A 26,314-nucleotide genomic window follows, 5' to 3' on the forward strand; every position below is an offset into this window, starting at 1 on the left:
TACTTAATATAATGAATTATCAGAATGTAACAGACTTGCCTAATAACAATACCATATTTTTGGTATGGGTATTTAAAAAAGATATAGACAAGACATTACTTAATAATACTTTTGCAAAAGTATGTGGTTTGGTAGGAAACCTCAACAACTCGGTAGCCGACCGCTTTCCTGAAGGTCGCGCTAGTGTAACCATAGGCATTAGCCATAGGGCGTGGCTTACTTTAGGGTTACCCAAACCGCTCCCCAAAGAACTCAAAGATTTTGAGCCCATCAGAGGTAGTAAACACACGGCTGTATCCACCGAAGGCGACTTACACTTTCATATCCGCGCGCACAACCCCAGCTTGGCTTACGATATGGCAGCTGCCATTAGCGAGGTAATGCAACCCATCGCCAATGGTATTGTAAACGTACAAGGTTTTAGATATTGGGACGGACGCGCTATCATTGGCTTTGTAGACGGTACCGAAAATCCGCGTGGCGCAGAACGCGAACAGTTTGCCGTAGTGGGTGATGAAGACCCCGATTATCAAGGAGGAAGTTATCTATTCGTACAAAAATACGTGCACGATATGAACGCTTGGCGTGCGCTCCCCGTTAGTGAACAAGAAAAAGTAATAGGGCGTAGCAAAGAAATGGACATAGAAATGGACGAGGATACCAAGCCATCGAACGCGCACTCGGCACTTGCCAATGTAGGTGATGATTTGAAAGTAGTGAGAGACAATATGTCTTTCCACGACCCCGTAAGTCACCAAATGGGCACTTACTTCATCTGCTATGCCAATACGTTTAGCACGGTAGAAAAGATGCTTACCAATATGTTTATAGGCAATCCCGCTGGTAATTACGACCGTCTATTAGATTTCAGCACAGCCGAAACAGGAACACTTTTCTTTGTACCATCTTTGGATATGTTAGACGAGTTTGCAGGATAAAAGGAACTATACAACTAATTATCCTTAACAATATACCTAAAAAACTATGAATATATTAGTACAACCTTTAAACACAGAAGAGCAACTTTTAGTAGAAGAATGGCTCAAGGAACAACAAATCTCTTTTGAAAGGAGTGAAACACATTTCACTGAAGCACAATTAACTTCCATAGAAAGAGGTATTGAACAAGCTAATAACGGATTGTTAAAACCTTATACTGAAGTTAGAAAAAAAGCACGTGAAATAGTATGTGGGAATTAGAATGGACACCAGAAGCAGAAATGCAGTATTATGATATTTTGTCTTATTGGACAAACCATAATAAATCAAACTCTTATTCTATAAAAATTATGAATGAAGTGGAGAAAAGTGAGGATTTGCTTATATATAATCCCTTTATTGGACAAGAGCATTATTTGAGCACTCCATATTTCAAGATAAGGAGTCTATTAGTTCTTAAAAACTTCTCTATTATTTACCGCATAATCGACAGAATTGAAATACTTTCTTTTTGGGATAATAGAAATGACCCTACAAAATTAGAAAGATTAACACTATGAAACTCCTTTTAACCAGCTTACTATTAGTTTATTTTATGACCACTACAGCGCAAGAAGTAGTGCCTGAAACACCTTTGGATACAATTGTGCTCAATGAGGTAATTGTAAAAGCACAGCGCAAAACACAATATACCGATAAGGCGAGCTTTACCTTTGAAAAGAAAGCTGTGGAACAAGCACGCTATGCCAAAGACCTCTTGCGCAGTTTGCCCAACCTACACCTCAATCCTGTAACCAACCAGATTGCTACCCTTAAAAGGGGTACGCTCTTGGTATTAGTAAACGGTGTAGAGGCAACCGACCTACAAATACGCGGTATCGCTCCTCAAAACGTGGCACGCATAGACTATTACGATATTCCGCCTGCACGCTGGAGCAATAGAGCTGACACAGTGGTGGACATCATCACACGTTCGGCTGAAGAGGGGTATTCGGTAGGGGTGGATGCGCTTTCGGCTCTTACTACGGGTTTTGTTGATGCTTCGGCTTATAGCAACTACACCAAAGGCAAACATACGTTGGGAGTGGAATACAAATTGGAGTTTCGCAATTACAACGATAGATACTATGAAAAACACTCCGATTACGAACTATCGGGTGTCCGTTATGCAAACGACCAACAGTCAAAATCGGGGTTTAGCTATAATGCGCACAACGCTTCGGTGCGTTATAGCGCAGTAGTACCACAAAACTATAGTTTCCAAGCTAAAGCCGGAATGGAGCTTTTGAATCGCTCTGCACATAGCAATGGCATAAACCTATTTACACAAGGTACAACCATTAGCCATCACACATTATCAGGTAAAAGTCACGACCACTGGTTGCGCCCCAAAGTAGACCTATACTTCTCTAAAAAATTAGGCAAACGAGATGAATTGAGTGTAAACGCCGTGGGGAGTTATTACAACACTACCAAAGAGAACCTCTCAAAAGAATGGGAGACCGCAACCCAGCAGAATGTGTACGACGATGATATGGATTTGAAAGTAAAACAACGCGGTTGGGTAGGTGAAGTAGCACATACTCATCAGTTTACTATAGGCAAACTCAATTCAGGCTACCGCATTAGCAGTACTTTTATCGACAACGACTTACGTAACTTGGCAGGTACTTCGGCTTACGATGTTACCTATACCAATCAGTATTTGTACACCGAGTTTGTAGGCAAAAAGGCTAATTTTATGTACAGAGCCAGTGCTGGGCTTACCCACACCCACAACCGTAGTGCCGAAAACACTTTTACCGAATGGGTGTTTACGCCGAAGGTAGTGTTGGGTTATGAATTAGCTAATAACCAGAGTTTGCGCCTCACAAGTTACTATGTACCCCGCAGTCCGCGTAGTGCAGAACTCAGTAGCAATATAGCACAACAAGCGCCGAACATCTTGGAGACAGGAAATCCTTACCTAAAATCACAACATATATTTTGGACTGGACTCTCTTATACTTTCAACAATGAGTACACCGATTTTAACTTTCAACCCTTCTACAAAAACACCCAACGAGTAATTACTGATATTTATATCAAAGACCCCGTACGCAATGGAATACTCAGCACTTATGAAAACAGTAAATATCACGAGGAGTTTGGCTTTTCATTAGATGGTACTTTTAAACCATTAAGGAATGATTTATTTGTATTTTCAGCTAATATAGCCCCTACACATGAGACTTTGGTTACTGATGCTGGACTACGCGCTCGCAATAATTATATCGATAACAACCTATCACTTACTTTTACCTATAAAGATTTGAGGGTAGATTACAGTTTCAACTTTCCTATTTATTACATAGACGGCAACACTATGAGCACTTATGAAAATAACAATGATATTTTTATAGAATACCAGTTAGGTAGCTGGACACTTAAAGGTGGTGTGTTTTGGTTAGGAATGCCTTCGGAATACAAGATGAAGAGCAGTTACGAAGGTTTGGTAAACCAGCATAGCTATACCTACATAGAGAACAACCGTAATATGTTTGTATTAGGGGTTAGCTACGATTTCTCCAAAGGAAAGAACAATTCGGTAGACAAGAAGCTCAACAACGATACCGCTCCTGCAGCGCAGTTTTAAGGTAAGAGGTAAAAAATGAATACACCTTCAGCAAATTATACTATATACAACGCTTCGGCAGGGTCTGGAAAGACCTACAGTCTGGTGAAAGCCTATCTGAGAATTATTCTCGGCAGTAAGCAACCCGATTTGTTTAGGCAGTTACTCGCTATTACCTTTACCAATAAGGCGGTTTTTGAAATGAAGAATCGCATCATAGAGTTATTGGGGGTATTCAGTGAGGACAGAATGCTCACCCAACCTCACGCTATGTTTAGTGAATTAGCAAAGGAATTGAATCTCCCCGACGAAGAACTGAGAACGCGTTCGACTAAGGCTTTGGAGCATATACTGCACAACTACGCAGCTTTTAATATCAGTACTATCGATGGGTTCAATCACCAACTGATACGCCACTTTTCACAGGATTTGCATCTCAATCCTTTCTTTGAAGTACAGTTGGACAGCAAGGCTTTACTAGAGCGAGCGGTTGATAATTTGATGAATCAGGCAGGAAACGACCCCGAACTTACCCAATTGCTCATCGATTTTGCCAATGAAAAGATAGATGACGACAAGAGTTGGGATACTACTAAAGAATTATTAGGTGTAGCCGAAATGCTCACCAATGAGAACCATTACGAGCAATTACAATCACTGAAAGACAAGGAAATACCTGATTTTCTAATCCTTAAAAATACCTTACTCAAACAACGCAACAATGCCCTGAAAAGCATTAAAACTTCTGCCCAAGACTTTATGCAACTGATGTGTGAGCACGGTTTGGATAAAGGCGCTTTTAATGGAGGACATTTATACAAATTCTTCGATAACCTCACTGCCGACGACTCTAAGGAACCTTCGTGGGGCAGTGGTTGGCAAAACAATCTATTAGAAGGCGAACCTCTTTATTCTGGTTCAGCGGCTAAGAAGTACGACACTGCTCTGATAGACAGTTTGCAAGAGATGATTGCCAACTTGTTTTTGGCAATCAAAAAAGCTTTTGGTGCTCTTGCCTTTGCGAACAACGCGCTGAGATATGTTGTGCCTTTGGCTTTGCTCAACCGCATACAAAAAGAAATAGAGACCATTAAAGAAGAAGAAAACATCTTGCCTATATGGGAGTTCAACGGAGTGATTTCCTCAGAGCTCAGCAACCAGCCTGCACCTTTTATCTACGAACGTATAGGTGAGAAATTCCGCCACTATTTTATCGATGAGTTTCAAGACACCTCAGTACTGCAATGGCAGAACTTTATACCGCTTATCCTCAATGCAGTGCAAAGTGAAGTGAACAATAAGTGCGGGTCGGTATTACTTGTAGGCGATGCCAAACAATCGATTTACCGTTGGCGAGGAGGAAAAGAGGAACAGTTTATGAGTCTGTATAACAATGAAGTAAACCCTTTCCGCATCAAAGGAGAAGTGAAAGACCTCAATGAAAACTTCCGCAGTTTAGAAGCCATTATCGATTTTAACAACCATTTTTTTAAGTTTGCTGCAGACCTTTTCCAAAGTGAGACCTACAAAGAACTTTACAAAAACTCTACACAGGAATATCCCAAAAACAAAAAAGACCAATTCCTACCTGAAGGCTATTTCAATCTTTCGTTTATAGAAGTTGGAGAAGAAGAAGTGCCTACAGAAGAAGACAATAGCAATGTTGTAGCACTTTCACCGCGCGAACGGAGTTATTGTGAAGCGATTTTAGAGAAAATAGAACACGCTAACCGAGCAGGGGCAGCCGATAAGGATATTACTATATTGGTGCGCACCAACCGCGAAGGAGCAGCCGTTGCCTCTTTCCTTTCAGAACAGCAAAGAAATGTGATTTCACCTGATTCACTATTGCTGAAAAACGTGGCATCGGTACAGTTTCTCGTCACCCTATTACGTCTGCTTTATCACCCTGAAAGTGAAGAACTCAAACTGCAATTGCTCTTTGATTATCTTCGTTTTAAAGAAACTAAAGACCCTCACCTCTTCCTCAGCAAATATGTAGAGAAACCCGTAAATACTTTCCTTGCCGATTTTGAGTTTTCTATAGAGTTGTTCAACCAATATTCTTTATATGAAGGAGTAGCTTTGGCGGTAAATTGCTTTGACCTCGCTCGTCCTTCTGATGCTTATCTCACTCACTTTATGGATATTGTATTCGATTTTAAGAACGCGCGCAAAGGAGGCTTAGCCGATTTTTTAGAGTTTTGGGACGACCAACAAGAAAAGCTTAGCATCAGTTCACCCGAAGGTTTGAATGCCATTACTGTAATGACGGTACACAAGAGCAAAGGGCTTTCTGCCCCCGTGATTATCTACGCCTTTGCCGATAGCAAACTCATCGATACACATACTGAAAAACTTTGGTTTCCCGTAGACTACGAGCAGTTTAACGGTTTTGACTATCTGCTGGTAAACAGCAATAAAAGTTTAGTGAATTACAACGCACAAGCCGAAGAACTGATGACACAATTGCACGAACAAAACCTTCTCGACCAGCTAAATGTGCTATATGTAGCGATGACGCGTCCCGAAACATTTCTCTATGTAATTACCTCACTCTCCAAAAGCAGTGCCGAGACTTATGGCACACTCTTTAAAGAGTTTTTAGAAGAAAACGGACAGTGGAATAGCGATGTAGTGGAATATACCTTTGGAAGTGCTGTATTTCCTAAGAAGAAAGAGAAAGAAACTACAGAAGAATCACCTATTCCTTTCCAAAAAGGTTGGCAGCAACCGAACTACAAGATTGCGACAGGAGCTTCCCTGCTATGGGACACTCACCAACGAGAAGCCTTGGAGCGCGGTAACCTCATTCACGAGTTATTCTCGAAAATCACTTATGCTACCGACCTCGACGCTGTGCTCAACGATGCACTACAAGAGGGCACACTCACTGCCGAACAATACGAGTTATTGCAACCTCAAATGGCACGATTGCTTAGCGACAGCTCTTTAGCACCTTTCTTTAGCAAGGACTACGAATATTTTACCGAACGCGAGTTTATAGACACTAACGGCAACTATTTCCGTCCTGACCGACTTGCCTACAACCCAAGTACTCGCGAAGTCTATATCATAGATTACAAAACCGGACAACCCAACGACCAATACCGTACCCAACTACAGCATTACCAACAAAACCTAACAGCCATAGGCTGGCAAGTAAAAGGAAAATATTTAGTGTATTTGGACTTAGGAGAAGTGATAAAGATTCTCTAATCCTCTCTAAAATACGTCTTAGAGTTGTTCAAAAAAGTTTTAGTAATAATTGTCTTTTTAGTTTCACGATGCAAAGGTAAGGCGCTACTCTGACAAATCGTGTCAGTGTTGAGAAAAATATATTCTTTCTTTGTTATTTGAACCAAAAACATTATCTTTGCCTTTGTTTATCACTGAGATATGAAACATATTACTATTATTTTTACATTGCTTTGCCTCGGAGCGTGTAAGCACTCTAATTCTTATAAGGACACTACTATCGAATTGGTAGAGTTAAAGTCTTTTCCGTTGGAGAAGATAAGCGTACGTGCAATGGTGCTCTTAGAGAAAAACGTGGCTTTTGCAGGCTCCGATGCTACTTTTGGTTTTATCAATACGCAAAACCAAACTATTGCGACTTCTAACTTGAAGAATCGCGGGGTGATTTCGGATTTCCGTGCAGTGGCAGCAACGACTCAGAACTTTTTTATGCTCTCTATCGGCAACCCTGCATTGCTCTACAAAGCAGAACAAAGTGGTATGGAGGAAGTGTATCGCGAGGAACACCCCGATGTATTTTACGATGTATTGCGCTTTACGGACGACCAATTTGGCATCGCTATTGGCGACCCTATCGACAATCGCCTATCGGTAGTAACAACGCACAATGGCGGACAACAATGGACGAAACTCACGTGGTCACAATCGCCCAAACTCGAAGAGGGTGAAAGTGTATTTGCCGCTAGCAACTCGGCTTTGGCGCACTATGGCAACAAACTATGGGTAGTAACAGGTGGCAGTAAGAGCAGAGTGTTGTTCTCGGACAACAAGGGCTATAAATGGCAAGACCTCGCTACCCTACCTCTCGCCCAAGGGCAAGCTACTCAAGGGGCTTTCACCATAGCTTTCTACAACGACCAGCAGGGTATTGTTCTCGGTGGCGATTATGAACAACCTACAGAGCGCAAAGGCTCTGGCGCACTCACTTTTGATGGGGGTAAAACTTGGCAGCCTATCGCGACCGACAAGGCTATTGGCTATGCAAGTTGTGTGCAATACATTCCTAATAGTGAGGGAAATGCTCTGGTGGCAACTTCGCCTAATGGTCTTTTCTTCTCTAACGACCAAGGCAGGAGGTGGCAACAACTTTCAGATAAAGTCTATCACGCGCTACTCTTTGTAGATGAGCAAACTATGGTCGCTTCGGGCAAGGAGAAAATCACCCTTTTTAGAATTGTAAAGAAATGATGATAAGTGAAGTAACGGCTTTGCGTAAAGCAGGTGACTTAGATGAGGCGTTGCGCATCGCTCTTGAGGAATTTAAGGAAAACGATAGCAGTATCAACAAATTTTCGTTGGGCTGGGTGTATTACGATTTTTGCAAGAGGGCAGTAGCCGAAAACGACTTAGACACTTTTCTGCAATATGTGCAAGCACTCAAAGACCTACGTTTTAGCATTGAAGAAGTGCTCATCACCGACCAACTGCTTTGGCAATACGTGAAGTTCTTCGCACAGTTGCGCAAAACGGGAAAAATAGCGCTTATTGATGTGCTGTACGAGAATTTGAAAGGTATGTATTTCACGATGCCTTCAAAAGCGTTTTCTGCCTTAGCAGAGCAGTTGCACAAAGCGTATAAAGATCGTGAGGAATATTTGGAAGTAATTACTGACGTGATGCCGTTTCTGCGCGCTGAGGACTTCGCACCTAAGTCATACCAAGGTATACTTATTCTGGCTTTGGCAGAACAAATCTATATCGCTTATAGCAAACATATATTAGAAAGTGGCGATAAAGAGATTATCGCCACCTTTATACCTATCTTGCATCAGTGGATTCAAGCACACCCTGAATACAATTCACTTATTTATTACTATGTGGAAATGTGTAATTTTGTCAATTTGCCAATGTGATAATTATCAATTGTCAATTATCAATTGTCAATTATCAATTGTCAATTATCAATTGTTCATTGCTGAACATTGGTTATAAAGTTCACGCCACGATGCTCCACGCTTCTTCATTACATTTTCAAGGTATTCCTTCCACACCATTTTATCTTTATCTTCATCTTTTACTACAGCTCCTTGCAATCCTGATGCTAAATCTTCATCGGTAACAGTGCCATTGCCAAAACTGCCTGCTAATGCCATACTATTGGTGATAAGCGAAATAGCTTCTGCAGTAGAAATAACTCCGCTAGGAGATTTGAGTTTCTGTTTTTCGTCTAAAGTAGCTCCTTTGCGCAATTCGCGGAAAATAGTTACAATCTTCTCTATAGCTTCATTGCTTGGCAAGGCAGCTTTCAGTTTGTAGTTGTTAGAAATCTCGGCTACGCGCTTGGTTACGATAGATACTTCGGTTTCTAAAGTAGCAGGAGCTGGTAGCACGATGATGTTGAAACGTCTTTTAAGTGCTGAGGACATCTCGTTCACACCACGATCGCGGGTATTAGCTGTGGCAATAATAGAGAAACCGCGCTGAGCAGGTAATTCTTCACTGAGTTCTGGAATGGCAATATTCTTCTCCGATAGAATAGAAATCAGTGCGTCTTGCACTTCGGAGGCACAACGTGAAATCTCCTCAAAACGAGCGACAGTCCCTATTTCCATCGCGCGATAAATAGGTGATTTAAGTAAGGCTTCGTGCGATGGCCCGTTAGCCAAGAGCATTGCGTAGTTCCACGAATAGCGAATGTGTTCTTCGCTGGTGCCCGCAGTACCTTGAATCACTTTGCCCGAATCACCACAAATAGCAGCTGTAAGGTTTTCGGAAAGCCACGACTTGGCGGTTCCTGGCTCGCCTATAAGCAGTAGAGAGCGGTCGGTAAGGAGTGTAGCAATAGCGATTTCCACCAAGCGGTTATGACCGATGTACTTAGGGGTAATCTCTACCCCGCTGGCAGTACCTCCAGTTACAAATTTCAACACTGCTTTAGGCGACAATTGCCAGCCTATGGGCTTTTCTTGTTTTTTATCCTCTTCTTTTAGAGCCTCTAATTCTTTTGCATATAGTTGTTCCGCAGGAAGACGTAATACGTTTGACATAAGTTATATAATCCTCCCTCGCCCCCTCCCAAGGAAGAGAGAATGCAATATAAATAGTTGGAAAAATATATTATCCTACCCCCTCCCCTTGGGGAGGGAAAGGGGTGGGGATTCTAATTAGCAAACGCGTGTTTGTAACCTTTTTGTTTATTCCAAGCCCCGCGAGTAAAATCGGGTATTTCTACAGGAGCACTACCGTTTTCTAATGATAGTTTAGAAAGAGGTGCTAAGCAACACCATTCAGCAAGGTCATACACGTCCATATCCAAAGGCAAACCATTGCGCAAACAGTAGATGAGGCGATAGTCCATAATGAAATCCATACCACCGTGACCGCCCACTTCTTTTGCTTTAGTTTCCAATTCTCTAAGAATACGTGGTTTGTATTTTTCCATCATTGCTTTTTTAGCCTCTTCGGGCATAAAGCTGTGTGCCGAAAGATTTTCGTGATTAGGCACTTCATCTTTTGCTATACTTTCTGGCTGAATAAGATAACCTTCAATCGGATATTTATTCGCAAATCCATTCGTTCCAGTAAGCTGATACATACGTGAATATGGGCGTGGTGTTACCACATCGTGTTGTATTTGTATGGTTTTCCCTTTTTCTGTCTTAATCATTGTAATAGTAAGGTCGCCGTTTTGGAAGTTAGGTTCTTCTTTACCCATTATGCGTTTGTACACTTCTTTACCTCTAAAAGCGTGTGTATCAAATGAAACCAAATAGTTCATCTTGTCTCCTCGGTGAATATTAAGCGCTTGGCATACAGGACCTATACCGTGCGTAGGGTATATATCTCCACGATTTTTAGCATTGTAGTCTAAACGCCAGTTGTTCCAATACTCAGTCCAAAAGTCGTCTAAGTTATGAATATAAGAGCCTTCACCGTGAATCACTTCACCCAAGAGCCCTTGTTGTGCCATATTAAGAGTAGTAATTTCAAAGTAGTCATACACGCAGTTCTCAAGCATCATACAGTGTAAACGTTTCTTTTCACTCATATTAATCAATGCCCAAATCTGTTCCATATCAAGAGCTGCGGGCACTTCTATCGCCACGTGTTTACCCTGTTCCATAGCATAAAGCGCCATTGGTACGTGGTGTTTCCAGTCAGTTACTATATACACGAGGTCTACATCTTTGCGCTCACATAGCGCTTTCCAAGCATTTTCATCACCTGTGTACTGGGCTACATGCTTATGCCCTGCTTTTTCAATTACTTGTTGCGCTTTTTCTACCATTTCAGGACGTATATCGCAGATAGCTGTAACTTTCGCTCCGGGCACGTGCATATAACGTTCTACCGCACTATGTCCGCGCATTCCAAGGCCGATGATTCCTATACGCACCGTATCCATTTTAGGTGTAGTAAGGTTTAGCACATCTGTTTGCCCAGCTGGACGAGGGGGGGTAGTTACTTTAATTTGATAAGAACTTCTACTCTTATTCTCATTAGAAGTAGCTTGATTGCAGTTACAAGCCACAAAGCCAAGACATACAGCAATGCCTATGGCTACTTGATAGATTTTTTTAATCATAGCTGTGAATATTTTTAAAGGTTGATTATTAATGTGACAAAAGTAGCAAAAAAAATTAATAGTAACAAAAGAAAAGTAAAAAAGATTTATTTATCCGCTCCTGTACAATTACTTTTCAGTACCTTTTTTATAAAAAAACGTTCACTCTTAACCATTCACTTCCAACTATTTATATACCCTTTCTATACCAATCGTCCAAGATTCGTATAAGCTCCCTATAAGCTTTCTATAAGCTAAACCTACCCTCCTTCCTACCAAAATTTAGCTGTGTAGTTCACTTCTAATTTGTTAATTTGCTAATTAAAATAAGTTTCGTATCTTTGCGTTTTAAATGATAACAACCAAACAAATGGTATGGAAGAGTACATACTTACACTTGTAAATCAAACAAATAGAAATATTTTTCTCACAGGGAAAGCAGGAACAGGTAAAACTACTCTGCTACACAAAATCATCAATACTTGTTATAAAAATACGGTGGTAGTTGCCCCTACGGGTATTGCTGCTCTCAATGCTGGCGGGGTAACCATTCATTCGATGTTCCAACTCCCTTTTGCTTCTTTCTTACCAACACTCAGCAATCCCCCTATTGTAAATGAATTCTTGCGCTTTGAAAACGGATTTTCTTTGCGGAAACACTTCCAAATGCACAAAAATAAACAGCAGGTTATCCGCAATATGGAATTGCTAATTGTAGATGAAGTGAGTATGCTCCGTGCCGATGTGCTCGATGCTATGGACTATATGTTGCAGTTTATCCGAAAAGACAAACGTCCCTTCGGAGGCGTACAAGTGCTCTTCATCGGCGATTTGTTACAGTTGCCCCCCGTAGTAAAACAAGAGGAATGGGAAGTGCTCAAACATTATTATAAAGGAATGTATTTTTTCCAGTCTGAAGTCATAACCCAAAATCCTTTGCTATATGTAGAACTCGAAACCATTTACCGACAAACCGATAAGCTGTTTATCTCCATTTTAAATCACTTGCGTGAAAACCAACTTACATCTGAAGATATCAAACAGTTAGAAAAGTATGTACAGCCGGATTTCCCTAAAAAACACCTGAAAGATTATATCACCCTCACCACTCACAACGCGAAAGCCGATGCAATGAACCAACGCGAAATGAGTAAACTCTCCTCTCCCCTATTCTCTTACGAGGCTGATATTGTTAATGATTTTCCTGAATACCTCTACCCTATCGAAAAAGTCATTCAGCTAAAAGAAGGCGCAAGAGTAATGTTCATCAAAAATGACATTTCAGGAGAACACCTGTTTTTCAACGGAAAGATGGGTACAGTGGTCTCTCTTTCCGAAGGTGAAATTAACGTGAAATTAGACGGAGGAAGGGTCATAAACGTCGAACGCTACGAATGGGAAAACGTGCGATATAAACTGAATGAAACAACCAAAGATATAGAAGAAGAGCGCCTGGGCTCGTTTACCCAATACCCATTGCGTTTGGCGTGGGCAATTACCATACACAAAAGTCAAGGGCTCACTTTCGAGAAAGCCATCTTAGATTTGGCAAGCGTATTTGCCTCAGGTCAAGCCTATGTAGCATTTTCGCGCCTGCGTTCGTTAGATGGCTTGATTTTGCTTTCCTCAGTAAGTGCTAATGGTATCAACAACAATGGTGAAGTGATAGGTTATGCCGAGAACAAAGCCTCCGAAAAAGAAGTACAAACCGCTTGTTATACAGGAAAAACCGAATTTTTGCAGGAGAATATTCTAAACACTTTCCAATGGAATACTCTTTTAGAAGAATGGGTGTTACACCGCAATAGTTATTCAGGTGAAATTGGCAATAAGAACCTATATAAAGATTGGGCATCACAGCAGTTAGTAAGAGTGCAAGAACTTGTTACCGTCTCCGAGAAATTCATCAAGCAACTCAAAACACTTTTCAATAATGCAACCGATGTTCAGCATATTTTCGAACGCGTAACCAAAGGTATCACTTATTTTACACCGCTCTTAGAACAATTGTGGTATGAAGTGCTATTAGTTGAAGGAAAGATAGCTAATCAGAAAAAAGTCAAACAATTTTTCACCGAACTAAAAGAGTTAGACAATAGTCTTTCCGAGACGCTAAAGAGGCTTTTCCGCTTAGAGCAAATGATACAATTAGCACAATCCGACCAACCTTTCGATAAAGAAAAGATACATTCAGCTAAATTAGAGACTTTATACACTGAACTCACCGGAAAAATTAATAATATTTTAAAGAACGAAAAACTCTTTATAGGCGAATATCCTCCCTCCAAAGATGATAAACCTAAGAAGGAAAAACGCTCTACTTATGATATTACACTTCAGCTTTGGAAAGAAGGCAAAACAGTAGCCAAAATAGCCAAAGAGCGTACTCTATCACAAGCTACTATCTATTCTCACATAGCCAAATGCATAGAACAAGATAAAATTGCTATTACTGAGGTACTCCCTGAGGAAACCATCAATGAACTGAATACAATTTTCAAAGAAAACGAAGAACTTACTACCTTGAAAAGTCTTTATGAAAAGACAGAAGAAAGATACAGTTGGGACGAACTGCGTTTATTCAGAGCCTACTTACTAAAAGAAGCTAAAAAAGCATAATAAAAAAGGGACTTCCTCAGAAGTCCCTTTTTTCATTTTTTAAGTTATTAAAATCTATAAGTAACACCTGCTTTAAAACCTCCTGTTGCAAAAGAGTTGTGTTCTACAAACAACTCAGCATTCACACCGAAGTTTTCTGTAAAGAAGTAACGCCCCCCTGTTTGAAGACGCAATGCAAATCCTGAGTCATAATAAGGATCCCAATTGTCATATTTATAATCATTACTCCAATTGTAATATCCCAAACTTAAACCACCGTACAAATCTACGTTTGAAGGAAGTCTTTTTATGAGTTTATTAAAGTGGTAATTACTCGTAGCTAAAATACCTATATTATTGTATTTTACGCTATTGTAGTTTCTACCACGGTAAAATAACTCTCCCCCTACGGTTATTTGGTCATTAATTCCAACGTCCACTGAACCATATACCATAACCCCTGGAGTTGAAACACCTAAACCTCCGTTAATTTGTACATCACCAGCACCAAAAGACTGTGCTGAAGCTACTCCTGCACTGAGGAGTAATCCAAAAAGTAAAACGATTTTTCTCATAAATAATTACTATTAATTTGTTTTAATAATGCAAAGGTAATATTTTTATTCATAATAACAAAAAAAGACTACCCTAATTTTTAAGGTAGTCTTTTTAGCACAGAAATATGTTTCTTATTTATTTTTGATTCAAAGGAGAACCTTCACGAGCAATATAAGTCAATTTCAAGGCATTAACATCTTGCAATTTCTCACGAATATCACTCACTAATCCCATATTGGTATCAGCATCTACTTTCAAAGCGGTCATAAATACATCTTTTAGTGCATCGCGTAAACCTTCTCTATAATTCAATATATAGTGGCTTACCTCCGAAACATCAATGAATTTATCGTTCACTTGAATTTTAGCGTTTACACCAAACTTAGCCTGATACTTAGGAAGTGGTTTCCCTGCATAAATGTACACAACTGGGTCTTTCTTGTCCAATTTTTGTACCTGGTCTGCCACTGGCAACTTATTTTGTACCATCAAATCACTATCTTTAGATTCTGTTACTGTCATAAAGAAGAACAAAAGCATAAAGATGATATCTGGCAAAGAAGCCGTAGAAACAGCGGGCGTTTCGCCACTTTTCTTTTTTGTAAATTTTGACATATCCTTCTAATTTTAGTGTTTCTTAGGTGCTGTTTCAAGCAATTTTCTTGGGAATAGCTCCTGTAATTTCACGATTTTAGGTTCTAACGCATCTTTCCTGTCTTTAGGAGTACGAGCTGCGTTAAATTCTTCCTCTATCTGAACGTAAGGTACTTCGTTAGGGAACAAACGTCTACGTTCACGCTCACGTAACTCATTATATGCCTTAATCAATTCATTTTGTACAGCTATATAAGTGTGATATGAAGTTTCACGGTCGTTGCGCAAAGAAATAACTGCTTTATCTGGGTTGTCTGATGATAGAGGGTCTCTTTTACCTTTACAGTAAGTACAAGAACCATCTCCATTGTTATCCAAGAAATTAAGCGCTGTTTCTTTTACGTCTTTAAGTTCCTTAACTTCGTTATTTATTAACAACTGGTTGTACTTGTTCACTACCACTACCAATACGTTTTTCTCTTTTACTGGTGGAGGTGGTGGCGTATTTTCTTGTGGTTTAGGAGGTAACTTTACAGTAATCCCTGAGTTGCTCTCAATAGTTGTTGTTACCAAAAAGAATATCAACAACAAGAAAGCAATATCAGCCATTGAACCTGCATTTACCTCGGGTGCGGAACGTTTTGCCATAATTTCTTATTTCATTAGTGCTTTTTTCACATTGGAAGCTATAAGAGCTACTACGGCTACCGCTACCAATATGTACAAAGCGATTAAACCTGTGCTTACCCATCTTCTTACAGATTCGCTGGCTTTCTTCACTTCGTCACTGGCATTAGCTTCTACAGCTCCTGATGAGAAGATATAAGCTAAAAGAAGAACTACCACAAATCCTCCTGTATAGATAAGCGTTTTCTTAAGTGCTTTTGGTGAAGCTAAAATGTTTTGTGCCGCTGATATGATTACTGCTAACAAAGCTATTCCTAAAAGAACATATGTGAGCACAAACAAAGCTTGCATAGTACCGTTATTGGGATCCTCTGCGTTTGTAAAGAAAGACAAAACAATCCATAGAACTACCCCAATTACGCCCAAAGCAAGAGCTCCATATTTTGCTATTTTATACATACTTAAAGTTGTTTAATGGGTGAATAAATTATTTCATTTTTCTTGCTACTAAAAGGTCTATCAATGAGATAGAAGCATCTTCCATATCATTTACGATAGCGTCGATTTTAGCAATGATGTAGTTGTAGAATACTTGTAGTATCATCGCTACAATCAAACCAAACACTGTAGTAAGCAAGGCAACCTTGATATCACCAGCAATCAATGATGCGTCCAAACCACCAGCTGAACTAATCTTATCGAACGCTTCAATCATACCAATTACCGTACCCATAAACCCTAACATCGGTGCAATAGCAATAAAGAGCGAAATCCAAGATACGTTCTTTTCTAATTGTCCCATCTGTACACCTCCGTAAGATACTACTGATTTTTCAACCATATCAATACCTTCTGATGAACGGTCAAGACCTTGATAGAAAATAGATGCAACAGGGCCTTTTGTATTACGGCACACTTCTTTAGCTGCCTCAATACCTTTGCTATCCAATGCCTCTTCAATATCGGCAATTAGCTTTTTAGAATTGGTAGTCGCCATATTGAGGTAAATAATTCTCTCAATAGCTACTGCCAAACCAATAATCAAGCAGAGCAAGATAGGAGCCATATACATAGGACCCCCTTCAATAAAACGCTCTTTAAATACTTGGTGGAAGCCTTTGCTTTGTTGCATCGTTTCAGTTGCTTCCTGAGCGCTAACCATAGCCACGTTTAAAATTAACATTGCTACTAGAAGTAGCTTAGATGACATTTTTTTCATTTGTTTAATCTTTTTAAATTGTTAGTTGATAATTTAATGTTTAATAATTATTCTGTTTTTTTTTAGAAAGAAGCAGAGAGGAAGGGATTCGAACCCTCGATACGCTTGTGGCGTATATACACTTTCCAGGCGTACTCCTTCGACCACTCGGACACCTCTCTCTATGCTGTTTCTGAATGCCAAAGTAACAAATTATTTTTCTATCCCACAAGTTTTTTCTTAATTTTTTGCTAAATTTCTCCAGCTATATTTTCTTCAAACTTGATTTTGAATAGTTTATGAGAAATATTTTTTTTAAGCAAAAGCATCAATTTTGTGATTGCCGACTCGGTTGTGAGGTCTTTTCCGTCTATCACTCCCATCTTTTTGAGGGCTTCACTCGCTTCATATTTGCCCATCATCACACTACCTCCAGAACACTGGGTAACATTCACTATATGTATTCCTTTATTAATAGCTGCCTGCAAACTCTCTACAAACCACGCATCGGTAGGAGCATTACCTGAACCGTAGGTTTCTAACACTACCCCTTTCAGATTTGAGATATTGAAAATACCATTCAGTATAGATGCAGTAATGCCTGGGAACATCTTGATAATCGCTACATTAGTTTCAAAATCTTTCCACACTTCTAAGTGTTGCTTTTGCTTGCGGGGTAAAAGGTTCTCTTTCATTACCTTTAAATGTACACCACTTTCTACTAACAGCGGGTAGTTCAGCGAGGCAAAAGCTTGAAAGTGCTCGGCGTTTATTTTGGTAGTGCGGTTACCTCGGTAGAGCTTGTACTCGAAATAGAGTCCTACTTCTTGTATCACCGGCTCGCCATTTTCTTTTAGGGCTGCCAGCTGTATAGAGGTAATGAGGTTCTCTTTGGCATCGGTGCGCAAATCGCCTATCGGCAGTTGTGAACCGGTAAATATTACAGGTTTAGTAAGCCCTTGTAGCATAAAGCTTAAAGCCGAAGCCGAGTAGCTCATCGTATCACTGCCGTGAAGCACTACAAAACCATCGTAGTGATTATACTCTCTTTCAATCACCTCAGCAATTTCAATCCAATGCTGGGGGTTCATATCCGAGGAGTCTATCACTTTCTCAAACGAGTGCACCGAGATTTCACAATCTAAGTGCGAGAGCTCAGGAATACGCTTGTAAAGATTATCAAACTCGAAAGCACGCAAGGCTCCTGTTTGGTAGTCCTTTATCATCCCGATAGTCCCCCCCGTATAGATGAGGAGCACTTTTGAATTATTGGTTTCCATCGAATTTGTTCTTTACAGGATTGGCGTACATCTCTAAAAACTTCTTTTGTGAAAGGTCTTCAGAATTGCTTCGGTTGTTCATTCGGCGTTCAAAACGTCGAAAATCTTTTTCGTTGTAGTATTCCTTATATATAGAGGTGTCGTTCAGCAAATCATAAGCAATATAATTCGCAGGAAACAACTTGTACTGTTGATGAATAGCTCTGTCCAAACATTCAGCTAAGGCTTGCAATTGCTTGTTTAGATGCTGATGTGTGGCTTCTATAGTGTCTATCTGGTCGTACAGCGGTTGTCCTACCGAAATATGCACACGTCCTTTTTGTCCCAACAAGCCTTGAATGATGTTCTCAAAATCCTCTTTTTTAGATTTCACGTATTCTACCCCGTTATGTTGGGCAATAAGTGCGGGCAACTTCAACACATCAGTGGGGTCAAACTCATAGGAAATCGACATCGGTACTAAATTAAGTGTTTTCAGGTACTGCAAAGGTGATATATCTTCGGGAGCATTAAGGGTGAGCATCTTCAAAACCCCTTGCTGGGTACGGTCATCGCCGTTCTTAGTGCGTCCTTCTCGTTGCGCAATCCACACATTGCGATGCTCTTCTGTAATGCAGTGGTAAATATATTCCGATACCAATTTAGAATGCTCCAAAGCCTCTCGTGGGGGCAGACTCCTATATATAATGATATTTCTGTTGAGCATCGCCAATATCTTCAAATACTTTTTCCTGAGCAAATTGTCACCCATTGCCGAAGCCGTCATCGAAAGGTGATTGTCGTATAGGGCAACGTTTAATAAGGAAGTATCTAAAACAATATCGCGGTGATTGGAAACAAATACATAAGCTTTGCGCGGATCTAAACCGTCAAACCCATCACAGGTAAATTCCGAAATACTTTTCTCAATCGCCTTAGTAACCACTTGATACATTATATCCTCCTGAAAATCGGACACCTTTTGGCAAGCAAGCAGTCGTCGCTCTCGCTCCTCGGGAGTTTCATCAGGAAATGCATAAGCCATCATCGCTCGAATCAAAGGATTATCTTTAATTTGCGACAAGGCACGTGCTACTTCGTTGTCGTTAAACGGACGTATGGACTTGAAATAATCGGTCATTTCAGATACTCTATATTCTCTTGTTTTGGATAACGAAAGGCAAAGTAACGAAATATATTTGATAATACCTAATTAAATCTTAAATATATTTGTAGCATTTCCGTCAGTAAGGCGTATAATCTCGCTTTCAGGCAAAGCATATATATCCGATAATTTCTCTACAACTTTCACTATATAAGCACTTTCGTTGCGTTTCCCGCGGTAAGGTACTGGTGCCAAATAAGGTGAATCGGTTTCTAAAACGATATGCTGTAAATCTATATTTTTTAAAAACTGGTCTATCTTTCCGTTCTTAAAAGTTACCACTCCGCCAATACCTAAATGTAAGCCGTAGGCAATAGCGCGCTGAGCTTGCGCTTCTGTACCCGTAAAGCAGTGAAAAATGCCAAAAAGGTCGTCACTTTTTTCAGTTTCTAAAACCTCAAACACTTCGTCGAAAGCCTCCCGACAGTGAATAACAATAGGCAACTGATGCTTTTTAGCCAACTGTATTTGCCTTTGGAAAGCCTCTTGTTGCTCTTTGAGAAAAGTTTTATCCCAATAAAGGTCGATGCCTATTTCGCCAATAGCGCAAAAGAAATGCGATTGCATCAAATTCTCAACGTGCGCAAGTTCCTCCTGATAGTTTTCTTTCACGCTACAAGGGTGCAGACCGTTCATTAGGAAAACATAGTCAGGATAATCGTTTTTCAGCTGGAACATTCGCTGGGTATAGCTCGCATCAATAGCTGGGATAAAACAACGGGTTACGCCTGCTGCTTTGGCTCGTGCAATCATCTCGGTACGGTCAGCGTCAAATTCTTCTGAATATAAGTGTGTATGTGTATCTATCATCGGTTGTCAGCCGTTAGTGTTTAGTAGTTATTTACAATTATATAGGTTAAATACATCACAAGTGCAACTCCTAATAGCCAATATTTCTATAACCTTTCTTTGCCTTATCCTCGGTATAGATTCGTCTTTTGTTCGTCTTTTGTTCGTCTTTTAGCCACTGTAGAGCCACAGCCACTGTAGAGCCACTGTAGACCCACTGTAGACCCACTGTAGAGCCACTGTAGACCCACTCTTCGTTCACCTTCCCTTCGTCTTTTGTCCATCATTCGTTATTCCTGTACTTCCCTTTTCCGTTTTACCTTTTACCTAAATAAAACGCTACTGCCGATGTTACAAACCTCTCAAAAGCCTCGGTTACTTGAGGAGCGTTCTTGGTGGTGAGGGCAAACGGACTCATATGGGTATACGGATAAGGAAAATCTTCTATTTGTACCTCTATATTGATATTTCTGTAGCCTCCTTTAAGGGTGTTGAGTGCCTCAATAGGAGGTGTTACCTCGTCCTTCTCCAATACTAAAGCTTTGATTTGCTTCTCCAACTGCAAAAAGCGCTGTTCACGTTCTTTCTGGTAATAGTTGTAGCGTAACATCGTTTTGAACCAACCTTCACCAAAATGAAGGTTACTGTCTTGATAATGTCTTAGGCGGTCGTCGTTCTTGAAATTAGTGCTGAGCAGTTCGGCAAAGGTTTTCTGCATTGTTATCGCTGCACGTCCGTCCATTATGTATTTAGAAATGGGGAACATACGGTCGATAGTCATACCTCCGCAGAAGCAAAAGAGTTTGGAATTAGTAAAATAGTCTTTGGGATTTGCCATCATCAATATTACAGAAAGGAAAGAGCCTATGGAATACCCAAAGAGGTCTACCGTAGCCGTAGGTGCAATGGTAGGGAGCAAGCCCGCTTTCAGGTCGGTGATGAGCTGTACTATGTCGTTATACGTTTGCAAACCCGACCAAAAGAGACGTTGAGGAAAGGCATCTAAACGCGTAGAAGTAGCCGCATTCACATAAGAGGTTTCCGAATTATCCGGAAACTCATTCATACGCTTTTGTGCAATAATGTACATTTCTTGGCGAGAGCTCCATCGCTCAGGGGCACGACTCATATGGAAGGCTATTGGGAAGAGCATTACTGCCTTACCTGTTTGTGTTGCCAATCCATAAGCCCACGGTAAGTATTTATCCCATTTCTTTTCGTTCAGTCCGTGGAATACAATAATCACCCCTTCAGCTTTTGGAGTTCCTAAAGGTTGTATTATATGATACTGGAAATGAATATTACAATCCACATCATAGTCAGCCCAATGGAGGTCGTCTTGCGCATCATTAAGCTGAGAAGGAAACGATAAGTTATGCTCTTGGCAAAACAAATGCGGACTTCCTGGCAAGTAATACTTAGCCCCTTCGGAGAAGAAGCTATTATGCAAAATACGAATACCCAGCTCGGGTAATTCGGTATCGCGCTGGGTATCGAAAACTGTTTTTAGTTTTTTGTATAATTCGTAATATTCCATATTTTTATAAATTAGAAAATTAGCAAATTAGCAAATTTCCACATTTACTAATTTGCTAATTATAGGATTACCAATTAGGATTTTGTTTCCAATTGCCTTGTTCGTAGTCTATATCATCTACTGGTATAGGCCATACTATTTTGTAATAGTAATTACTTCCTACCTGAATATTGAGTTCACTATAATCAGAGGCAGGAGTATTCCTAATAGCCGTTACATCCTGAGGGGTACCTCTTTTTACAGGCAATCCCCAGCGATTAAGGTCATACAGGCGGAAATCTTCAAAAGCTAACTCTCTATTGCGCTCGTTTTGTATGTCGGCAAAAAGGTTGCTTCCTGAGGTAGTAATAGCAGTGAGCCCTCTTGCAGCACGTAATAGGTTTAAGTACTTTTTAGCATTAGTTTCATCATTGTTCTTATAGGCAGCTTCGGCTGCTATAAGGTAAGTTTCAGCTATGCGAAAAAGCTTAGCCTTATGCCCATAATAAAAATTATAACTATCAATAGGTTCTAATTCTCTATTTCGAGGATACTTGTTTACAGCATAAAGAGAGCTAAATCCTACGGTTACTTCTTTCAAGAAAACATCTTTTCGCCAGTCGTCAGTAGTAAATAAATCTATAAAATCCTGAGTAGGCAATACATTAGGATTAGCGTCTATCTGTCCTGGGAAAAAGAAACTTTCACTTTCACCTAAATAGAGCTCATTGGTATTATCAGAAGTTTCATAAACTCCTGCATTGACAGCTGCATATAACTGAATAATACTCTCGGTATTATCATCTTCTGTCCATATTTTCTTGAAAGCATCGGCAGAGGTAGCCAATGGATAGCGATTAGTATTGATAAGTGCTACTGCTACTTGGTAGGCTTGTGCCCAATCATTTTTATAGAGCAAGACTCTTGCTTTGAGAGCTCTGGCAGCATCGAGGGTGAAAGTATCAGCTCCTGCTGCTCCTGTTTGGTTTGCTAATAAGGTTTCAGCTTTCTGAATATCACTGAGTATAAAATCATAGGTTTCGGCTACACTACTGCGCGGAGGAAAGTTCTTGAGCGTTGGAGCTGTAAGCAGAGGTAAACCTAAATCGGTAGCTGCTGTACTACTGTTATAAGGCTTGCAGAAGTGCGTAACCAAATAGGTAAAGCAATAGGCTCGCCCTAAGTAAAGAGCTCCTGTAAGTTCTTGTATTTCTGATTGCTCAGGTATATTAGGGAAGCCCTTAATACCTGTGTTTATATCTTGAATGATAAGGAAGCGTTCTTTCCATATAGAGGCAGTAGCGTGCTCCGAAGAAGCAAACGTAGACCACCGATGCATATCGGGCAACTTTTCCATCGCTCCCGCAGCTGCGTTGAGATAATCGGCTTGGAGGTCTGAGGCATACATCTGTTGCCCCTGATTGTAATCACGCAAAGCGTTATACATCCCGTTTACCCACATCTCGGCATCGCGCTTATTCTTAAAACTGGTATTCTCACTGGCGTAATTATAGGGGTCTAAGTCCAAACGAGCACAACCCGTAGGCAACGACACCAAAAAAGAACATAAAAGTGCTATATATATTATTTTTTTCATTTTCCCTTTTTAGAATTTAAGTTCTACACCTATAGTAAATTGACGAGCAGGCGGATAACCTCCTCTTGATAACGTATTAGAAAACTCAGGGTCGGCTCCTGAATATTTGGTAATGGTAAAAATATTACGTGCCGATGCATATAGGCGCACCCCTGAAAAGAATCTCATTTGGTCTATTACCTCCTGAGGAAGCGCATAACTTAAACTTATACTCTTCAACCGCATATAAGAAGCATTTTCGAGTAAGCGGGTATCTTTGCGCATATAATAAGCACTGCTGAGTTTAGGCAACTCTGTATCATCACCTTCTTGTTTCCAATAGTTAAACAATTCTCTATTAAAATTCTTACCTCCAAAAGTGCTTTGGTTTAAAGTATAGTATCGGTCTTCATTGATAAGCCATTTGCCCAAAGCATAAGAAAATGCTAAATTGAGTGATACATTCTTATAAGTAGCACTTAGTCCAAAACCACCATTGATAGGTGCAAACATTTTCTTACCTGTAGTTTGTATTAGGTCTTCACTGAATTGGGTCGTAACTTTGGAGTCGTCTTTTTGTTGTATCATAGGGTTATCTTCGTTTCGTTGATACCATTCGGCATCTCCGTCCTTATTGATACCCTTAAATATTGGCAATGCCCATTGCAATGGTTCATTTAGTCTATATCCATTATTAAAAAGTCTATTCACAAAATTATCTTTGCTCAAGAATAGCGAGGTTACTTTCTGTTCATTGTAATTCATATTGAAATAAGGACGTATGCTTAAATCATTGTTCTTGCTTCTATACGCAATCGTTGAAATAGTAAGGTCAAAACCTCTATTTTGCATATCACCTATATTATCCGGAATAGAAGTAAAGCCCGATGCTGAGTTTATATAACGTTGTGCAAGAGTTTTATGGGTATTACGCTCATACACTTCAAAATTGATAGTAGTACCTTTGGCGATACCAATATGCAAGCCGAGTGTTGTTTTCTGTTGTTCTTCCCACATAATATCGGGATTACCGAGCATCGCGATAAAATAACCTGGGGTTTGCTTATATAATTTTGAAGCATCTACCAAGGTTCTATTGCGATAATCACCAATAGAAGAGTTGCCCGAAATACCAGTGCTAAAACGCAAATCTAAGCTGGTAAGCCAATTTACCTTTTGCAAAAACTTCTCTTCTTTGAGTTTCCACATTCCTCCTATCGCCCAAAAATTGGCATAGCGATTATTTGAACCAAAAGCTGATGAACCATCACGGCGTGCTGATAGGTCTATAAAATAACGATATTTATAAGAGTATTCCAAACGGGCAAAATAGGAATTAAATCCTGATTCAGATTGGCTATCTCCTACATTATATTCTTTAGTTCCGTGGCTGAGCATTGATAAAGCATCAGAAGGTTGCCCCTTAGATGATGCGTTGAACGAGCGCCACAGCGTTTCGATAGATTCTTGCCCCAATAGGAAGTCAAAATCGTGTAAGTTCTTTATATTCCACTTGTATTGCAATAGGTTAGTATAAGTACGCTGTATGTATTTATTGAGATAGCGAAAGGTTTGTGCTACCGTTTTGCTACTATCATTACTATAACGATAATCTATATAAGAAGGCAAAGGCCCTTTGCTTTCAGTTTCATTTACATTATACTGTATCCCTACTTGACTTTTAAATGTTAAGTTCTTGATAGGTTCTATTAATAAATACCCTATAGGCAATATATCCTCAGTATAATCAATAGAAGGGTATTTTTCAGCCATATAATCAGGGTGAAAAAAGCCATTTTGACGATTAATAAAAGAAGGAATGTAATTCTTTCTCTTCCCATCGCTCTCTTTGGGAGAATAAATAGGGAGCGACAATATATCGGTTTCACTACCAGCGTTTGATACTCCTTCGGCAGTGGTAGTTCCTAAGGAGATTGAAAGCCCTGCTTTAAGCCAATCGGTTATTTGTGTGTCCAAATTAGTATTGAGATTATAGCGTTTGTAGTCCGAACGCGCCTTGATACCCTGTTGGTCTAAGTAGCCCAACGAAATGTAATAAGAAGTAGTATTACTTCCTCCCGAAATAGACACATCGGTGCGTGAGATAGGAGCGAAATCGCGAAAGAAAACTTTATCCCAACGTGTATTATAAGGATTTGCTGCCAAGATACTATCGGCGATAGCTCTTGCCGTAGTTTGGGTGTAGCCCGAACGCCTACCGAAAGCTACAATAGCATTGGGGTCTTTTTTTACCCAAAAGTCCATATACTCTTGTGGGCTCGCCATATTATCAAAGAATTTGCGAGTTACATTGGTGCGCATTGAGAAGCCCAACTGATGATTAATAGTAATATGAGTGCGCTCATTGCGTTTACCTCTTTTGGTAGTAATTAAAATCACCCCATTGGCAGCACGAGCTCCATAGATAGAAGTAGAAGCAGCGTCTTTGAGTACTGTTACGCTCTCTATATCGGTAGGGTTATACATCGTCATTATATCGCCACTTACAGGGGCACCATCTATTATATACAAAGGTTCTGAGACTATCGTCTTATCAAAAACTGACATAAACGTGTTGAGCCCGTGAATGAGTACCGAAGAGCTTGCTCCTGGTCTTCCGGACTCGGTAGTTACCACCATACCTGCCACTTTACCTTGTAGTGCATCGGTGATATTAGCATTAGGGGTCTCGGCAAAATCTTTGCCTTTTACAGTAGCTACCGAAGCCACCGTGCGACTGGCTATTTTTTTGCTTCCATAGCCAGTTACCACTGTACCCTCTAATTGCTGAATATCGTCTTGGAGGACGATATCTATTTGGGTTACACCTGCCGTTACTTTCTTTTCGACAGATTTCATTCCCAAGAATGAATATTTGAGTACATCGCCTACTTGGGCATTGAGAGTATAGTTGCCATCAAAGTCAGTAGAAGTACCGTGTTGGGTGCCTTTTATAAAGACAAAAGCGCCCATCATAGGTTCACCCTTCGTGTCTTTCACCGAGCCCTTAATCGTTACATTTTGCGCTAAGGAAGGTAATACCCAAAGGAAAATACCTACAAAAACTAATAAATTTTTCAAATTCATAAATCGCTTTATTTTTCAGTGCAAAGTTTTCT

General features: G+C 40.1%; 21 protein-coding genes, 1 tRNA gene and 1 pseudogene. 8 read left to right on the top strand and 15 right to left on the bottom strand.

From position 1 onward, the window contains the following. Window positions 1-11 precede the first annotated feature (11 nt). From AM608_RS04810 to AM608_RS04840, 7 genes are all read left to right on the top strand, one after another. Entirely contained in the window at window positions 12-938 is a 927-nt protein-coding gene (locus AM608_RS04810; protein WP_053580937.1) for a Dyp-type peroxidase, read from the top strand. 46 nt (window positions 939-984) lie between these two features. Beyond that, window positions 985-1,200: a hypothetical protein gene (locus AM608_RS04815; RefSeq protein ID WP_016479107.1), complete on the top strand. Its 216-nt coding sequence runs from the start codon at window positions 985-987 to the stop codon at window positions 1,198-1,200. Next, window positions 1,188-1,499, top strand: coding sequence for a type II toxin-antitoxin system RelE/ParE family toxin (locus tag AM608_RS04820; RefSeq protein WP_053580938.1), 312 nt, complete (start codon window positions 1,188-1,190; stop codon window positions 1,497-1,499). The genes AM608_RS04815 and AM608_RS04820 overlap by 13 nt, the downstream gene beginning before the upstream one ends. Continuing rightward, window positions 1,496-3,574 (top strand): outer membrane beta-barrel protein, encoded by a 2,079-nt coding sequence (locus tag AM608_RS04825; protein ID WP_053580939.1) that lies wholly within the window; start codon window positions 1,496-1,498, stop codon window positions 3,572-3,574. Before AM608_RS04820 ends, AM608_RS04825 begins: the two co-directional genes overlap by 4 nt. A 15-nt stretch (window positions 3,575-3,589) precedes the next feature. Then, window positions 3,590-6,772: an exodeoxyribonuclease V subunit beta gene (locus AM608_RS04830; RefSeq protein WP_053580940.1), complete on the top strand. Its 3,183-nt coding sequence runs from the start codon at window positions 3,590-3,592 to the stop codon at window positions 6,770-6,772. 180 nt (window positions 6,773-6,952) lie between these two features. After that, on the top strand, window positions 6,953-7,999 hold the full coding sequence (locus tag AM608_RS04835; RefSeq protein WP_053580941.1) for a hypothetical protein: 1,047 nt from the start codon (window positions 6,953-6,955) through the stop codon (window positions 7,997-7,999). Continuing rightward, a complete protein-coding gene (locus AM608_RS04840; RefSeq protein ID WP_053580942.1) occupies window positions 7,996-8,664 on the top strand; it encodes a hypothetical protein in 669 nt (222 codons plus the stop codon). The genes AM608_RS04835 and AM608_RS04840 overlap by 4 nt, the downstream gene beginning before the upstream one ends. A gap of 48 nt (window positions 8,665-8,712) precedes the next feature. Here the strand turns inward: AM608_RS04840 and AM608_RS04845 are convergent, their stop codons facing one another. Both AM608_RS04845 and AM608_RS04850 read right to left on the bottom strand, forming a co-directional pair. Further along, entirely contained in the window at window positions 8,713-9,798 is a 1,086-nt protein-coding gene (locus AM608_RS04845) for an AAA family ATPase (protein ID WP_053580943.1), read from the bottom strand. A 113-nt stretch (window positions 9,799-9,911) separates the two neighbouring features. After that, entirely contained in the window at window positions 9,912-11,336 is a 1,425-nt protein-coding gene (locus tag AM608_RS04850) for a Gfo/Idh/MocA family protein (RefSeq protein WP_053580944.1), read from the bottom strand. A gap of 351 nt (window positions 11,337-11,687) precedes the next feature. Here AM608_RS04850 and AM608_RS04855 point away from each other — a divergent pair. After that, a pseudogene (locus AM608_RS04855) lies at window positions 11,688-13,934 on the top strand (helix-turn-helix domain-containing protein); the annotation flags it as partial. Between the two features lie 47 nt (window positions 13,935-13,981). Here the strand turns inward: AM608_RS04855 and AM608_RS04860 are convergent. The 13 genes from AM608_RS04860 to AM608_RS04915 form a co-directional block, all read right to left on the bottom strand. After that, entirely contained in the window at window positions 13,982-14,488 is a 507-nt protein-coding gene (locus AM608_RS04860; protein ID WP_053580946.1) for an outer membrane beta-barrel protein, read from the bottom strand. 118 nt (window positions 14,489-14,606) lie between these two features. Next, window positions 14,607-15,086, bottom strand: coding sequence for a biopolymer transporter ExbD (locus AM608_RS04865; RefSeq protein WP_002673265.1), 480 nt, complete (start codon window positions 15,084-15,086; stop codon window positions 14,607-14,609). Window positions 15,087-15,098: 12 nt separating this feature from the next. Continuing rightward, window positions 15,099-15,713, bottom strand: coding sequence for a biopolymer transporter ExbD (locus AM608_RS04870; protein WP_002673266.1), 615 nt, complete (start codon window positions 15,711-15,713; stop codon window positions 15,099-15,101). Window positions 15,714-15,719: 6 nt separating this feature from the next. Continuing rightward, on the bottom strand, window positions 15,720-16,151 hold the full coding sequence (locus tag AM608_RS04875) for a hypothetical protein (protein WP_009410901.1): 432 nt from the start codon (window positions 16,149-16,151) through the stop codon (window positions 15,720-15,722). A gap of 28 nt (window positions 16,152-16,179) precedes the next feature. Continuing rightward, window positions 16,180-16,911, bottom strand: coding sequence for a MotA/TolQ/ExbB proton channel family protein (locus AM608_RS04880; RefSeq protein WP_009418843.1), 732 nt, complete (start codon window positions 16,909-16,911; stop codon window positions 16,180-16,182). A gap of 73 nt (window positions 16,912-16,984) precedes the next feature. Further along, window positions 16,985-17,072, bottom strand: a tRNA-Ser gene (locus AM608_RS04885). A 69-nt stretch (window positions 17,073-17,141) separates the two neighbouring features. Then, a complete protein-coding gene (locus tag AM608_RS04890) occupies window positions 17,142-18,170 on the bottom strand; it encodes an asparaginase (protein WP_053580947.1) in 1,029 nt (342 codons plus the stop codon). Beyond that, on the bottom strand, window positions 18,157-19,290 hold the full coding sequence (locus AM608_RS04895) for a 1-acyl-sn-glycerol-3-phosphate acyltransferase (protein ID WP_002673277.1): 1,134 nt from the start codon (window positions 19,288-19,290) through the stop codon (window positions 18,157-18,159). The genes AM608_RS04890 and AM608_RS04895 overlap by 14 nt, the downstream gene beginning before the upstream one ends. Before the next feature lie 72 nt (window positions 19,291-19,362). Continuing rightward, the gene (locus tag AM608_RS04900) at window positions 19,363-20,124 is read right to left on the bottom strand and encodes a TatD family hydrolase (protein ID WP_053580948.1); all 762 of its coding nucleotides are present in this window, start codon (window positions 20,122-20,124) and stop codon (window positions 19,363-19,365) included. Between the two features lie 70 nt (window positions 20,125-20,194). Beyond that, a complete protein-coding gene (locus AM608_RS12080; RefSeq protein WP_172672745.1) occupies window positions 20,195-20,365 on the bottom strand; it encodes a hypothetical protein in 171 nt (56 codons plus the stop codon). A gap of 54 nt (window positions 20,366-20,419) precedes the next feature. Further along, on the bottom strand, window positions 20,420-21,640 hold the full coding sequence (locus AM608_RS04905; RefSeq protein ID WP_016479095.1) for a DUF6051 family protein: 1,221 nt from the start codon (window positions 21,638-21,640) through the stop codon (window positions 20,420-20,422). A gap of 67 nt (window positions 21,641-21,707) precedes the next feature. Then, complete coding sequence (locus AM608_RS04910; protein WP_053580949.1) at window positions 21,708-23,216, bottom strand: RagB/SusD family nutrient uptake outer membrane protein; 1,509 nt, start codon at window positions 23,214-23,216, stop codon at window positions 21,708-21,710. Window positions 23,217-23,225: 9 nt separating this feature from the next. Continuing rightward, window positions 23,226-26,282 carry a SusC/RagA family TonB-linked outer membrane protein gene (locus AM608_RS04915; RefSeq protein ID WP_053580950.1) on the bottom strand — a complete coding sequence of 1,019 codons (3,057 nt, stop codon included), beginning with the start codon at window positions 26,280-26,282 and terminating at the stop codon, window positions 23,226-23,228. Between the last annotated feature and the right edge of the window lie 32 nt (window positions 26,283-26,314).

This window comes from Capnocytophaga sp. oral taxon 323, assembly GCF_001278825.1.
Taxonomy (GTDB): Bacteria; Bacteroidota; Bacteroidia; order Flavobacteriales; family Flavobacteriaceae; genus Capnocytophaga; species Capnocytophaga ochracea.